A 13,760-nucleotide genomic window follows, 5' to 3' on the forward strand; every position below is an offset into this window, starting at 1 on the left:
TCAGCTCCGGTTGGTGAGGAGGAGGGCGGAGGTCGGGACGCCCTCGCCGGCGGTGACCAGGCAGGTGGCGGCGCCCGGCACCTGGGCGGTACTGGTGCCGCGCAGCTGCTTGACGCCTTCGGTGATGAGGTTGAACCCGTGGACGTAGGCCTCGCTGAGACCGCCGCCGCCGGTGTTGAGAGGCAGCCGCCCGCCGATCTCCAGGGCGCCCCCCTCCGTGAACGCCCCGCCCTCCCCTCGGCCGCAGAAGCCGTACCCCTCCAGGGAGAGCGGTATGAGGGCGCTGAACGCGTCGTAGATCTGGGCGACGTCGACGTCCTCCGGGGTGAGGTCGGCGTGCTTCCACAGGTGGCGGGCGGCGGTCCAGGCGGGGCCGGTGAGGGGGTCGTCGTTCCAGTAGTTGACCATGCCGTGGTGCTGGGCGGGGAGGCCCTGGGCGGCGGAGTGGACGTAGACGGCCCGGCGCCGGCAGTCCCGGGCGCGCTCCCGGCTGACGACCACACAGGCCAGCGCGCCGTCCGTCTCCAGGCAGTTGTCGAAGAGGCAGAGGGGCTCGCTGATCCACCGGGAGGTCATGTACATCTCGCGGGTGAGGGGGCGGTCGTACATGACGGCGGCGGGGTTCTGGTTCGCCCGATTGCGGCAGGCGAGGGCGACGTTGAAGAGGTGATCCCGGGTGGCGCCGTACTCGTGCATGTAGCGGCGCGTGAGCATCGCTATTTCATCCGCGGGCCGGAGCAGGCCGAAGGGGCGGGTCCACTGGGCGGGGGTCGGGAGCTGGACGGTGGTGTTGGTCCAGGGCCGGGGCCCGCTGCCCCGCTTCCGCGACCGCCAGGCGACGCCGACCGTGGCCTGCCCGCTCGCTATCGCCGTGGCCAGGTGTGCGACCGTGGCGCAGGAGCCGCCGCCCCCGTACCCCACCTTGCTGAAGAAGGTCAGGTCACCGAAGCCGACCGCCTTCGCCAGCTCCACCTCGTCCGTCTCCTCCATGGTGAAGGAGGCGAGGGCGTCGACCTCGCCGGGCGCGATGCCGGCGTCGTCGAGGGCGGCGAGGACGGCCCGGCAGGCGAGGGTCTTCTCGTCCTCGTCGAGCCGTTTGGCGAAGGGGGTCTGCCCGATCCCGACGATGGCGGTGGCGTCCTTGATGCCCCTGAGACCGGCCATGCACCCGCACCTCCACGGCTGTCGCGGCTTGCTGACAGGTCGTCAGGCTACAGCTAATCTGACGGGCAGTCAGCTATGCGTCCGGGGAGGCCGGTTGTGCGCGGTGACATGGAGTGGGGGACCGTTCCGGGGCTGGTGCGGTCGGCGGCGAAGCGGTACGCGGACGTCGAGGCGGTGGTGGACGGCCGGACCCGGATCACGTACGCGGAACTGGGCGCCCGGGTGGAACGGGCGGCGGCCGCGTGCATCGCCGCCGGCGTCGAGGCGGGCGACCGGGTGGGCATCTGGGCGCCGAACTCCCTGGACTGGATCGTCGCGGCGCTGGGCGCGGTGTCGGCGGGCGGGGTGCTGGTCCCGCTGAACACCCGCTTCAAGGGGACGGAGGCGGCGGACGTGCTGCGCCGCAGCGGGGCCCGGCTGCTGTTCGTGACGGGGACCTTCCTGGGGACCTCGTACGTGGCGTCGCTGCGGAGGGCGGCGGGGGAGGGGGGCGGCCGGGGCCCGCTGCCGGGGCTGCCCGCCCTCCGGGACGTGGTGGTGCTGTCGGACGACGCACCGGTGGACTTCCGCACCTGGAAGGACTTCCTGGCGGGCGGCGAGGGGGTGGGGGCCGGTGAGGTCGCGGCCCGGGCGGGCGAGCTGGACGGTGGCTGTCTGTCCGACATCATCTTCACGTCCGGTACGACGGGCCGCCCGAAGGGCGCGATGATCACCCACGCGCAGACCCTGCGGGCGTACGAGATCTGGGCGGACCTGGCGGGCCTGCGCACCGGCGACCGCTACCTGATCGTCAACCCCTTCTTCCACACCTTCGGCTACAAGGCCGGGGTGATCGCGTGCCTGATGCGCGGGGCGACGATGATCCCGCAGCCGGTGTTCAACGTGGAGACGGCCCTCGCGAACATCGCGTCGGAGCGGGTGTCGGTCCTCCCCGGCCCCCCGACCCTCCACCAGTCCCTCCTCGACCACCCGGCCCGCGACACCCATGACCTCTCCGCCCTGCGCCTGGTGGTGACGGGCGCCGCGGTCGTACCCCTGCTCCTCGTGGAACGCCTGCGCGGTGAACTCGGCGTCGAGACGGTCCTGACCGCCTACGGCCTCTCCGAGGCGAGCGGGATCGTGACGATGTGCCGCCGGGGCGACGACCCGACGGTGATCGCGTCGACGTCGGGGCGGGCGATACCCGGCACGGAGGTACGGGTGTCGGACGCGGGCGAGGTCCTGGTCCGCGGCTTCAACGTGATGCGCGGCTACTACGAGGACGCGGTGGCGACGGCCGAGGCGTTGACGGAGGACGGCTGGCTGCGCACCGGCGACATCGGCGTCCTGGACGCGGCCGGCAACCTGCGGATCACCGACCGCCTGAAGGACATGTTCATCGTCGGCGGCTTCAACGCCTACCCGGCGGAGATAGAGCAACTGCTGGGCCTGCACCCGGACGTGGCGGACGTGGCGGTGATCGGCGTACCGGACGGGCGGCTGGGCGAGGTCGGCAAGGCGTTCGTGGTGCGGCGCCCGGGGGCGGTGCTGACGGCCGACGACCTGATCGCCTGGTCCCGGCGCGAGATGGCGAACTACAAGGTCCCGCGGACGGTGGAGTTCCTGACGGAACTGCCGCGGAACGCAAGCGGGAAGGTGGTGAAGGGAGAGCTGCGGGGCAGTTAGCCCGGCGATTGGCGGATCTGTTTCGCATCCAACCCGCACCACCTGTGGGTTTCCTCGCTCCCGCTGAAACAAGTCCACCACACTCCGTCAGAGGGAGGCCAGGACCGTTCGGATCTGGGTGATCAGCTTTGGGGGGTGGTGGAAGACGTCCTCTGCTGTGAAGCGGAGGAGGGCGCGGACTTCGGAGCAGCGGAGAACCTCGTTGAAGCGGGCTACGTCGCGTCTGTGGGAGGAACGGGTGCCGTGGTACGCGTAGCCCTCGATCTCGACCGCCAGGCCCTTTTCCCGGAAGAGGAAGTCGAGGTACCGACGGCCCCCGCCGGGAACGCGGAGCTCGACCTGGCTCTCCGGGCGCAGGTCGGCGTCGAGCATGTGCAGACGGGCGACCGTCTCCGCGGGTGATCCGGAGTGGCGGTCGGCGAGCAGTAGCCACTCCCTGGCCCGGGGCGCTCCGCGAAGCGGAGGTTCGAGTGCGATGGAGAGCGCGGCCGGGGCGGTGAGCGGGACCCGGCGTACGCCGTCGACGGTGCGGTAGCCGAGTGCGGACTCGACGGCCACCAAAGCGTCGTTCCGGGGGCCGCTGCGCAACAGGTCGGCGAGAGTACGGGGGACATCGGTGACACGCAGTCCCGACAGTCGCGTGACCTCGGCTTCGGCGACGGGGATCCGATGGACCCGGACGCCGGGGACGCTCTGCCGGAAGCAACGCGAGGGGTCGGTGAACTCAAGCTCGGGGGAACGACCTTTACCGGGTCGCACTTCCCACTCCCGGTTCAGGGTCTCGATCCGCCACAGGCGGGCCGCCGAGCGGTGACTCACGAGCAGTTGGGGACTGAGGAGTTGGGTGGCCCTCAGTCGTATGGTCAGGTCCACGGAGCGCCCGGGCTCGGCCCAGGCGCCGTTCCGGATCCGCGTCCACCCCTCCGCGCGCAGCCTCCGGCAGACTGCGACCCGGTTCCACCCGGCGTCGAGTGCCCGCGAGGTGAGCAGAATGCCGGTCCCGCCGGGTTCCTGTAACGCCCTCAGCTCCATCCGCCCAAGATCGCAGGCTTACGGAACCGCTGCTTTCGGCTGTGGATAACCGCGTGGGCCTCAAGCCCTGAGGGAGGCGAGGAAGGAGGTCCAGGCGGGGGTGGGGAAGAGGAGCACGGGGCCGTCACCGGCCTGCTTCGAGTCGCGTACGGGGGTGACGTCGGGGACGGCCACGGCGACCTCGACGCACTCGCCGCCGCTGCCGTTGCTGTAACTGCTCTTGCGCCACACGGCGTTGCTCAGGTCAATCCCGGTGCTTGCCATCTCGGTAGTCCTCCGCCGCTTGTTCGACCATGGCCAGGGACGTCTCTGGCGGGAGTGCCGCGGCCCTGAGCAGATCGTACGACCTGCGGTAGTCCTTCACGAGCGCTGGATAGTCGATGAGTTGGCCATTGTGGAGACCCTCGGTATAGGCCACCGGTGGGGCGTCCGGAAAGGTCATCACTCGCATCATGCCCATCATGAACGGATGGGCCTGGGCTGTTTCCGGGAGGATCTGCAGAACGCCCTGCGTGGAGCGGATGACCTGAGCGATGTGCGCCAGCTGCACCGCCATCTCCGCCGGAGGGAGGAGAGGCTTGCGGACGAGGGACTCGTGGAGGACCGCCCAGAACGACGGCCGCTCTTCCTGCTTCCAGATCTCCGCACGCTTCAGCCGGGCCCGTACCTGCTTGTCCACCGTCTCGGGCGCCAGCCACGGCAGCGACGTGTGCACGACCGCCTCGGCGTACGCCGGGGTCTGCAACAACCCCGGCACCAGCATCGGAGCCCAGTCCTCGATGGTCTCCGCCCGCTGCTCCATCTCCGCCACGTCGGCGAAGTACTCGGCGTGCCCCGACTGCCGTGCCTTGCGGGCGTCTTCACAGCGCCGCTCGAAAAAGCCGTCCGTGCCGAGCCTCTTGTCCACGTGCCGGGCGAGATCCAGCGGCATCCGCCGCTCACCGCGCTCGATCTGGCTCAGGAAGGGGATGCCGCGGAAGCTTCCTTCCGCCAGCTGTTCGAGCGTGAGGCCCGCGAGTTCCCTCTGGTAGCGCAACTCGGCGCCGTAGAAGGAGGGGACGTTGGCCGATGCGTCGGGGTCCTTGCGTGAGGGCACAGCTCATCACCGCCGTTTGCCTGTTGCGCTTGCGTAGTCGAAGCCTCTTCAACGGTACGCGGGTACGCGCCACTCTGTGACTGAATCATCACAGAGTGCACAGGAAGGTGTACGCGATCGTGTCCTCCTCGTTCACCCCCGCCGACTCCGCCTACGACACGACCCTCTGTGTGGAGGATCTGCGGGACGCCCTCGCCGCCCAGGGCATCACGCTGCCGTCCTTGCGGGTGGACCTGCCGAGTTTCGCGGCCACCTATGGACCGTCGGCGGGCTTGGTGACGCTCGGCAACTGCAATCTGGCGACGGCGCGGAGACTGGCCGCGCTGTTGCGGGAGAACGGCAGGGCGCCTGACCCGCCGCCGCTGGACCTCGATCTCCTGGCCGTCTCCGGGGCGGTGCCCGGACTACGGCGTACCGTCCGCAGGTATCTCGGAGCACCCTGCGCCGACGTCCAGCTCTGTGTCACGGAACTCGTGGCCAATGTCGTCCGGCACGTGGGGGAAGGCACGCCGATCCGCGTGCGGGTGGCCCGCGTGGAGCGAGCCCGTATTCGTGTCGAGGTCAGCGACTGCGATGCCCGCGCTCGCCCCGTCCTCCGATGTGCCGACGCCGACGACGAAACCGGGCGCGGCCTCGCGCTGCTCGAAGCTGTGACACTGCGGTGGGGTGTGGAGCACGGTGCCAAGGGCAAGACGGTGTGGTGCGAGTTGGGCCAGACTGAGCCCAAGGCGGACGGGCGGTGAAACGGTCCGCGGCCTGCCCCGTCGATCTGCAACTGGCTCAGCCGGCGTGGTTGCCGGCCAGCGCCGGGTTTGTGGCAGAGGCGGTCGCCCCGAACACGAGGGGAACGATCGCGACGGCTCCCCCTCGGTGCCGTCGCGGCCGTTGTTCCCCCCGGGTTGCGGATCAGCCGGCGGTTTCCGTGGTGGCGTGGTTCTCCAGCAGCGCCTTCTCCGCGCCCGTCGCGTGGTTCTCCAGTGCCACGACGGCCTCGGCGTCGGCGGTGTCGTTCTCCAGGACCGCCGTTTCCGCGCCCGTCGCGTGGTTCTCCAGCGCCACCACCGACTCGACGTCGGTCGCGTGGTTCTCGTCGGGCGTGGCGACCGGCTGGCTCGTCTTCGCGTCGCTCATCGGTTGTGCTCCTCTGCGTCAAAGTCGGCAAGGCCTGTCCGGCGACTCCCCCGGGTGTCGCCGGACAGGCGCGGCGGCCGTCACCCTAATGGGTGGGCCTGCCGTGTCGACCCGCCTGCCCCCCGAAGCGCCGGATCGATGTGTCGAGGATGCCGTGCGGCGATAAACGAACGATGAACGCGCGACGGCGCAGGTCAGGCAGCCGCCGTCGGCGTGAGAAGCGTACGTACCTCGTCGGCCTCGTGGGCGCCCAGCTGCTCGAACACCGTCAGCGCCTCTTGCCAGCAGGCGCGGGCACGGTCCGAGTGCCCGATGTCCCGCAGGCTGCGGCCCAAGACGGTCAGTACGTTCGCGTGCCGCCACTCGCCACCGATGCCGCGCAGCAAGGACAGCGACTGCTCCGCCATCGTGGCGGCCTGGGCCGGGCGGTGCACCGACAGATGCACCTCTGCCATACGGAAGATGGTCATGCCCTCCCAGAGACGCTGGCGGCTCTCCCTGAAGACGCTCAGGGCGTCCTCCAGACAGTCGAGGGCCTCGTCCGTCTGACCGGACTGGGTCAGGGCGAGTCCCAGGGCATACCGCGCGTTCGCACCTCTGAGGGAGTGCCCGAGAGATTCGTAGATCGCCACACCCTCACCGGCCAGCCGCACCGCGTCGGCGACGCGGCCGGTGGCCAGCTGGATGCGGGACATGTTGCACAGGGCGCTGGCCTCGCCCGGCCGGTTGCCGTCGGCCCGGTAGTTGGCGATGGCCTCGTTCAGATGTCCCTCGCCGTCGCGGTGACGTCCCTGGTAGAGCGCGATGATCCCGCGGTCGTTCGGAGTGACGCCGCTGGGCAGCGGATCCCTGGTCTTCTTGGCCAGCTCGGTGGCCTGTGCGGCCTCCTCGTCGGCCAGATCGAAGCGCCCGCCGACGATGTGGACGTTGGTGAGCGCCATCCGGGCCCGACCCTCGGCCAGTTGGTCGGCCTGTGTCTGGGCGGCGTCGCGGGCGGCTGTGGCCGCGACCTCGTACTCGCGCGCGTTCGCCCCGGACTCGGCGAGGTCCTTGGCCGCCCACAGCAGGTCGATCGCGGCGCGCCGCCTTCCGCTGCGCACGGACTGCCGTACGCAGGCCAGCAGGCAGTCGGCCTCGGAGTACAGCCAGTCCAGTGCCGCGCGGTGGCCGGTGAAGGACAGACCGGGGTATCTCGTGGGCTCCAGGTGCTCCACGGTCCGGTCTCCCGGCCGTTCGATGGCGTACACCTCCGCCGCCGTCGCCAGGTAGAAGTCCAGCAGGCGGGACATCGCCGACTCCCGCTCGCTGGGCGGTTGTTCGTCGCGTTCGGCGCACGCACGCGCGTAGAGGCGGACCAGGTCGTGGAAGCGGTAGCGGCCGGGGGCCGCGGATTCGAGGAGAGAGGTGTCCACCAGGGCTTCCAGGAGGTCCTCCGCGGCCTCCGTCGGGAGGGCGAGGACCGCCGCGGCGGCCGCCAGGGAGATGTCCGGGCCGTCCGCCAGGCCCAGCAGGCGGAAGGCGCGGGCCTGGGCCGGTTCCAGCTGGCCGTAGCCGAGTTCGAAGGTGGCCTTCACGGCCAGGTCGCCGGCCTGGAGTTCGTCGAGGCGGCGGCGTTCGTCGGCGAGCTTCGCGGCCAGGACGGAGACCGTCCAGGTACGGCGGGCTGCGAGGCGGGACGCGGCGATGCGGATCGCCAGGGGCAGGAAGCCGCAGGCCGCCACCACGTCCAGGGCGGCCTCGCGCTCGGCGGCGACCCGTTCCGCGCCGACGATCTTCGTGAAGAGCTGCAGCGCCTCGTCGGGGGACATCACGTCCAGGTCCACCAGGTGCGCCCCGGCCAGGTCCACCATCCGTACCCGGGCGGTGACCAGGGCCGCGCAGCCCTCCGTGCCGGGGAGCAGGGGGCGTACCTGGGCGGCGTCCTTCGCGTTGTCGAGGAGGACGAGGACCCGGCGGCCGTCGAGGACCGAGCGGTACAGCGCCGAACGCTCCTCCAGCGAGTCGGGGATGGACGAGTCCGGCGTGCCCAGGGCGCGCAGGAACGAACCCAGTACCGTCTCCGGCTCCGCCGCCCGCGGGCCCGCGCCCTGCAGGTCCACGTACAACTGGCCGTCCGGGAAGGCCGACCGGGCCTGGTGGGCGACGTGCACGGCGAGGGTCGTCTTGCCGACGCCCCCGATGCCCGCCAGCGCCGATACGGCCATCACCCGGCCCTCCGCCGACGCCAGCACCTCGCTCAGCTCGGTGACGAAGGCGGAGCGTCCGGTGAAGTCGGGAACCGTGGCGGGGAGTTGGGCGGGGCGGACCTGGACGGCGGCGGGCTCCGCCGCCGGGGCCGAGGGCTCCGCCAGGGCCGGGTCGGCCTGGAGGATCCGCTGTTGCAGGTCCCGCAGGCCCGAGCGCGGGTCGACGCCGAGTTCCTCGGCGAGCAGCCGGCGGGTGTCCGCGTACACCGCGAGGGCCTCCGCCTGGCGGCCGCTGCGGTACAGGGCGAGCATGAGGAGTTCACGGAGGCGTTCGCGGAGGGGATGCGCCGCCGTGAGGGCCGTCAGCTCCGACACCGCCTCCGCGTGGCAGCCCTGCTCCAGGTCCATGTCCAGGCGGGATTCTAGGAGTTGGAGCCGCAGTTCCTCCAGGCGGACCCGCTGTGTCTCCGCGTACGGCCCCGGCACCCCGGCCAGCGGCTCGCCGTTCCACTGGGCCAGCGCCCGCCCGAGCACCTCCCGTGCCTGGTGCAGGTCCCCGCCGCTCTTCGCCTTCTCCGCCTCCGCCGCCAGATCCTGGGCGACCGCCAGATCCAGGGCACCCTCGCCGAGCCCGCGGACGGCATAGCCGCCGGACTCGCTGACCAGGACACCGGGGTCCAGGACCTTCCGCAGCCGGGACGCGTACGTCCGTACCGCCGCCAGTGCCTGCGAAGGCGGCTCCGGGCCCCACAGGGCGTCGATCAGCTCGGCCGCGGTCGCCGTGCGCCCCTCGCGCAGCAACAGGGCAGCGAGCAGGGCGCGTTGCTGGGGAGAGCCGGTGTTGAGCGGCTCCTCGGCCCGCCAGGCGCGCACCGGACCGAGCACACTGAAGCGCAACGCCGCCGCCTCCGCCGGGGAGGGGGCGCGCCGCTGCTCCGGCACCCGTGGTCCACCGTCCATGCCCGTCCCCCTAGACATCCCGCTTCACCCCGTCAGTCTGCCTTGTCCGGGCGGGTTGCGTCAGCCGGGGGAGATACCGATCACAGGGCGACACGCAATCCTCACCTGGCTGCCTCCGCGAGCAGGCCCAGTTCGTGCCGGAACGACTCCGCGAGCAGGTCCGCGTCCTCGGCACCGGAGTTGGTGAACACGCTCAGGGTGTGGCCGCTTGCGCAGCCGCCCAACGCGAAGGTGACCGTGTCGTCCGGCGGGACCATGGGGACCATGGGTGATCCGGTGCAGCGGGCGGCCCGCCAGGGTGCGGCCGGTCTCGCGCAGGTGGACGTAGGTGCAGGCGGCGGGGGCGTAGGCGGGGGCGAAGAGGCGGCCGCGGGCGAGCGCCTGGGCCGGGCCGGGGAGGGCGGTGACGGCCGACTCGAGCAGTTTCTCCGCTCTGCCGAGGGGGCGGGTGACGGTCGTGAGCAGTCCGGCGCAGGCCCGGAGCCGGGCGGCGGGGCCGGACAGCGCGACGGGTGCGGGCAGCCGGACGTTGCGGAACGCGTTGCCGAGGAAGTCACCGCGGTCGGCGGGGCGTTGGTCGACCGGGACCGACAGCCACACCGGTCCGACGGCCTCGGCGGCCTCGGCAGGGCCGGTGGGGTCGGTGGGGTCGACGGGGCCGGCGGTCAGCAGGCAGGAGCGCAGGACGCCGGAAACGGCCGCCAGGAACACGGTGTTGGTGGTCGCCCCGGGGTGCCGCCGTGCGGCCCGCACGAGGTCCGGGGGCAGGTGCAGGACCGCGTACGCCGTCCGCCGCTCGCCCTTCCCGGACAGCGGCACCGCCAGGCCGGCGGTCAGCAGGCCCGGTTGGCCGCCGGCCGCGGGTGCCCGGCGCAGCTCGCCCGGACCGGCCGCCGCGGCACCGGCGTCCACCGGGCCGCAGCCGTCCAGGAGGGCGCGCAGCAGGGTGGTCAGCGACCGGCCGTCGAGCAGGCTGTGGTGCATACGGAAGAGGAGGGTGAACCCGTCCGCCGAGGGATCCTGGAGGAGGTGGAGGTTCCAGGGCGGTTCGCCGCCGGGGAACGGGCGGTGGAACCAGTCCCGTACGGCGTCCTGGAGAGTCGCCGTGCCCGTGTCGAGGACCTGCTCGGCGGGGTCGTGGCCGGCGGCCGGTGTCTCCCAGCGGTGCCGGCGCGCCCCCCCCGACAGCGGCCGCCGCTCGTCCCGTACCAACTCCTGGCCCAGCCGCGGCAGCCCGGCCAACCGCTCCCGCACCAGCGCGTGCAGCTCGCCGAGTTGGGGAGGCGGCCCCGTGAAGTCCAGCGCGACCCCGGCGTTGGGCGGGCCGAACGGCCAGCGGGCCATCCCCTCCTCCACGAAGGGCAGATGCGGTCCGGGCATGAGGCGGCTCCTGTCGTGGCGGACGGCGGTCCTACGCCGCCCAACGCCCACCCCCGACTCCCGGTAACGCCCGCCTATGGCCTGCGCCCGGCGCCCGCCCACGGCCCGTGCCTGGCACCCGCCCACGGCCCGTGCCCGGCACCCGCCCACGGCCCGTGCCCGGCCGCCGCCCACGGCCCACGGCCTGCGTCCGGCACGCGCCCACACCCCCCGCTCCCACCCCCACCCGGTCAACCCGTCGCCCCGTAAGTCACGACGAAGGGGTTGTTTCCCGCCCGTTGCCAGTCGCGTGAGGCGGGCTGGTGTCGTTGTACCGATGCCCGTCTCCCCACACCCACGGTCCCCTACGAACCGACGGGCGCCCCGACGCCGCTCAGGAACAGGAAACGCTCATCGTGCCTGGCACCAGCCCCGCCGCTCCCTCCCCCGCGTCCCCGCACCGCCGTGCGCACCCGGCGCACATCGCCGTGGTGAACCTGCCGATGCAGGGGCATGTGAACCCGACCCTGGGAGTGGTGGAGGAGCTGGTGCGCCGGGGCCACCGGGTCACGTACGCCATCACCGAGGACTTCACGCACGCGGCCTCGACCCCGCCCGCATCCACGAGGTCGAGCGGCCCGAGCAGGCGATCGCCTTCCTGCCCCGCGCCTTCCAGCGCCGGCCCGACACGGTCGCCGCCCGCCGGGTCGCCTACGTCGGCCCCGCCCTCGGCGACCGCTCCTACCAGGGCTCCTGGCAGCCGCCCCGCCCCGATGTGCCGGTGCTGCTCGTCTCCCTGGGCTACCAGTTCACCCGGCGCCCAGAGTTCTACCGGGCGTGCGTCGAGGCCTTCGGCGACCTCCCGCTGCACGTCGTGATGGCCGTCGGCCCGGACGTCACGCCGGACGTGCTCGGCCCGCTGCCGGCCCACTTCGAGGTGCACGCGCATGTGCCGCAGCTGGCCGTGCTCGCGCACGCGTCCGCGTTCGTCACCAACGCGGGGATGGGCGGCACGATGGAGGCGGTCCAGCACGGGGTGCCGATGGTCGCGATCCCGCAGATGGCCGAGCAGCGCGTCAACGCCGACCGGATCGAGGAGCTCGGGCTGGGCGTGCACCTGCCGCGCGAGCAGGTCACCGCACGGGCGCTGCGGGAGGCCGTGCTGCGGGTGGCCGAGGACCCGGCGGTGCGCGCCGGGGTCACCGCCCTGCGCACGGAGATCGGACGGTCGGGCGGCGCACCGGCCGCCGCGGACCTCGTCGAGGACGCGCTCGGAGCGGGCCGGTGAGCCACGCGACCCTGCGGGCCCTGGCGGCCCCGACGGTCCCCGCCCCGGCGCCGTCGCACCACCACCGCCCCCACCTCTACAGCAGCCCGGTCCGGATGAGCGACCTGGACCCGATGAACCACGTGAACAACGTCCGCCTCCTGGAGATGATCCAGGACGCCCACGTGGACCTCTTCTACCTCCAGTGCGGGCACGCCGGACAGCCCGGCCAGGCCGTTCGCGTACGGGTCATCTACGCCCGCCACGAACTCGACTACACGGAGGCCCTCGATCTCCGCCCGGAACCGGCCGTCATCAGCACCACCGTGAGCTCGGTCCGCCGCTTGTCCTTCGAGCTGACCAGCCGGATCACCCGCGGCGACCAGGTGTTCTGCACCTGCGTGAGCACCTGCGTCGCCTACGACCCCGCCGCCCGCCGCACCCGCAGGCTGGAGGACGACGAGCTGGCCGTGCTGGCGCGGCACGCGGTCTGCGACTGCCGCCCGTCCGCTTGACGAACCGTCATCCCGCTAGCTGACGGTTCGTCAGATCGGCGCTACCGTGAGCGCCATGGACACCCAGGACGGCACCTTTCCGCTGATCATCTCCGTCGACGACCACACCGTGGAGCCGCCGGACGTCTGGCAGTCCCGCCTCCCGAAGAAGTACCTGGACACCGGGCCGCGCATAGTCCGGGCCCCGCTGAGGGAGATGAGCTTCCTCGGCGGCCGCTTCAAGCCGGTCATGGGCAGGCCCGGCGAGGACGGCCCCACCGGCGACTGGTGGATCTACGAGGACCTGCACCGCCCCCTCACCCGCCTCGACACCGCCGTCGGCTACTCCCGCGACGAGATCAAGCTCGAAGTGATCACGTACGAGCAGATGCGGGCGGGGTCGTACGACGTGCCGCAGCGGCTCGCCGACATGGACGTCAACCACGTCCAGTCCGCGCTCTGCTTCCCGACCTTCCCCCGTTTCTGCGGGCAGACCTTCACCGAGGCCAAGGACCGCGAACTGGCCCTGCTCTGCGTCCGGGCGTACAACGACTGGATGGTGGAGGAGTGGTGCGGCCCGCTGGCGCAGGGCCGTCAGATACCCCTCGCCCTCATCCCGCTCTGGGACGCCCGACTGGCCGCCGCCGAGGTCCGCCGAAACGCCGCCCGCGGCGTCCGGGCCGTCGCCTTCTCCGAGATACCCCCGCATCTCGGGCTCCCCTCCGTCCACACCGACGACTGGGACCCCTTCCTCGCCGCCTGCGACGAGACCGGCACGGTCGTCGCCATGCACATCGGCTCCAGCAGCCGGATGCCGTCCACCTCCGCCGACGCCCCGCCCGCCGTCGGCTCCACCATCACCTTCGCCAACTGCTGCTTCTCGATGGTCGACTGGCTGATGAGCGGCAAGTTCGAGCGCTTCCCCAACCTGAAGGTGATGTACGCGGAGGGCCAGATCGGCTGGATCCCCTACATCCTCGAACGCGCCGACGTCGTCTGGGAGGAGAACCGGGCCTGGGGCGGCGTCGCCGACAAGGTCACCCGTCCGCCCTCCGAACTCTTCGCCGAGCACGTCTACGGCTGCTTCTTCGACGACGCCTTCGGCCTGCGGAACCTCGACGCCATCGGCATCGGCAACGTCCTCTACGAGACCGACTACCCCCACTCCGACTCCACCTGGCCCAAGTCCCGGGAGGTCGGCGAGTCCCAGATGGGCCACCTGGCCCCGGACGCGGTGGAGCGGATCGTCCGCGGCAACGCGATCGAACTGCTCGGCCTGACGGCGGACGGTCTGTGGGCGGGGCCGGGCACGACCTCGTGAGGACCGCCCCGTACGGGGAGAGCCCGGGCATGGCCGTCCCGCGCCCGGGACCGCGGGCGCGGGACGGTGCTGCCATGCCTGCCGG

Annotated in this window: 12 protein-coding genes; 5 read left to right on the forward strand and 7 right to left on the reverse strand. The window is 72.1% G+C overall.

Translation table 11 applies throughout. The features are described from left to right. Positions 1 to 1,164, reverse strand: coding sequence for a lipid-transfer protein (locus KVT45_RS12080; protein WP_217546724.1), 1,164 nt, complete (start codon positions 1,162 to 1,164; stop codon positions 1 to 3). A gap of 108 nt (positions 1,165 to 1,272) precedes the next feature. Here KVT45_RS12080 and KVT45_RS12085 point away from each other — a divergent pair, with 108 nt between their 5' ends. Then, positions 1,273 to 2,829: a FadD3 family acyl-CoA ligase gene (locus tag KVT45_RS12085; protein ID WP_217546863.1), complete on the forward strand. Its 1,557-nt coding sequence runs from the start codon at positions 1,273 to 1,275 to the stop codon at positions 2,827 to 2,829. Positions 2,830 to 2,916: 87 nt separating this feature from the next. Here the strand turns inward: KVT45_RS12085 and KVT45_RS12090 are convergent, their stop codons facing one another. From KVT45_RS12090 to KVT45_RS12100, 3 genes are read right to left on the reverse strand one after another with little or no spacing between them, the layout of a single operon-like run. Beyond that, positions 2,917 to 3,861: an endonuclease domain-containing protein gene (locus tag KVT45_RS12090; RefSeq protein WP_217546725.1), complete on the reverse strand. Its 945-nt coding sequence runs from the start codon at positions 3,859 to 3,861 to the stop codon at positions 2,917 to 2,919. Between the two features lie 60 nt (positions 3,862 to 3,921). Then, positions 3,922 to 4,125, reverse strand: a complete 204-nt coding sequence (locus KVT45_RS12095; RefSeq protein ID WP_217546727.1) for a DUF397 domain-containing protein — start codon at positions 4,123 to 4,125, stop codon at positions 3,922 to 3,924. Continuing rightward, the gene (locus KVT45_RS12100; protein WP_217546729.1) at positions 4,106 to 4,957 is read right to left on the reverse strand and encodes a helix-turn-helix transcriptional regulator; all 852 of its coding nucleotides are present in this window, start codon (positions 4,955 to 4,957) and stop codon (positions 4,106 to 4,108) included. Before KVT45_RS12100 ends, KVT45_RS12095 begins: the two co-directional genes overlap by 20 nt. Before the next feature lie 95 nt (positions 4,958 to 5,052). On the opposite strand from KVT45_RS12100, the gene KVT45_RS58060 reads away from it, so the two are divergent. Continuing rightward, positions 5,053 to 5,700: an ATP-binding protein gene (locus tag KVT45_RS58060; protein ID WP_308310707.1), complete on the forward strand. Its 648-nt coding sequence runs from the start codon at positions 5,053 to 5,055 to the stop codon at positions 5,698 to 5,700. 163 nt (positions 5,701 to 5,863) lie between these two features. Here the strand turns inward: KVT45_RS58060 and KVT45_RS12115 are convergent, their stop codons facing one another. The 3 genes from KVT45_RS12115 to KVT45_RS12125 form a co-directional block, all read right to left on the reverse strand. Beyond that, positions 5,864 to 6,088 carry a hypothetical protein gene (locus KVT45_RS12115; protein WP_217546730.1) on the reverse strand — a complete coding sequence of 75 codons (225 nt, stop codon included), beginning with the start codon at positions 6,086 to 6,088 and terminating at the stop codon, positions 5,864 to 5,866. Positions 6,089 to 6,282: 194 nt separating this feature from the next. Next, positions 6,283 to 9,234 (reverse strand): BTAD domain-containing putative transcriptional regulator, encoded by a 2,952-nt coding sequence (locus KVT45_RS12120; protein ID WP_217546732.1) that lies wholly within the window; start codon positions 9,232 to 9,234, stop codon positions 6,283 to 6,285. Positions 9,235 to 9,294: 60 nt separating this feature from the next. After that, positions 9,295 to 10,614 carry a hypothetical protein gene (locus KVT45_RS12125; protein WP_217546734.1) on the reverse strand — a complete coding sequence of 440 codons (1,320 nt, stop codon included), beginning with the start codon at positions 10,612 to 10,614 and terminating at the stop codon, positions 9,295 to 9,297. Positions 10,615 to 10,930: 316 nt separating this feature from the next. On the opposite strand from KVT45_RS12125, the gene KVT45_RS12130 reads away from it, so the two are divergent. From KVT45_RS12130 to KVT45_RS12140, 3 genes are read left to right on the forward strand one after another with little or no spacing between them, the layout of a single operon-like run. Then, positions 10,931 to 11,881 (forward strand): macrolide family glycosyltransferase, encoded by a 951-nt coding sequence (locus KVT45_RS12130; RefSeq protein ID WP_254646609.1) that lies wholly within the window; start codon positions 10,931 to 10,933, stop codon positions 11,879 to 11,881. Further along, a complete protein-coding gene (locus KVT45_RS12135; protein WP_217546736.1) occupies positions 11,878 to 12,375 on the forward strand; it encodes a thioesterase family protein in 498 nt (165 codons plus the stop codon). Before KVT45_RS12130 ends, KVT45_RS12135 begins: the two co-directional genes overlap by 4 nt. Positions 12,376 to 12,430: 55 nt before the next feature. Next, positions 12,431 to 13,675: an amidohydrolase family protein gene (locus KVT45_RS12140; RefSeq protein WP_217546738.1), complete on the forward strand. Its 1,245-nt coding sequence runs from the start codon at positions 12,431 to 12,433 to the stop codon at positions 13,673 to 13,675. Positions 13,676 to 13,760 lie beyond the last annotated feature (85 nt).

Source organism: Streptomyces sp. GbtcB6 (assembly GCF_019091475.1).
In the GTDB taxonomy this organism is placed as follows: domain Bacteria; phylum Actinomycetota; class Actinomycetes; order Streptomycetales; family Streptomycetaceae; genus Streptomyces; species Streptomyces hyaluromycini.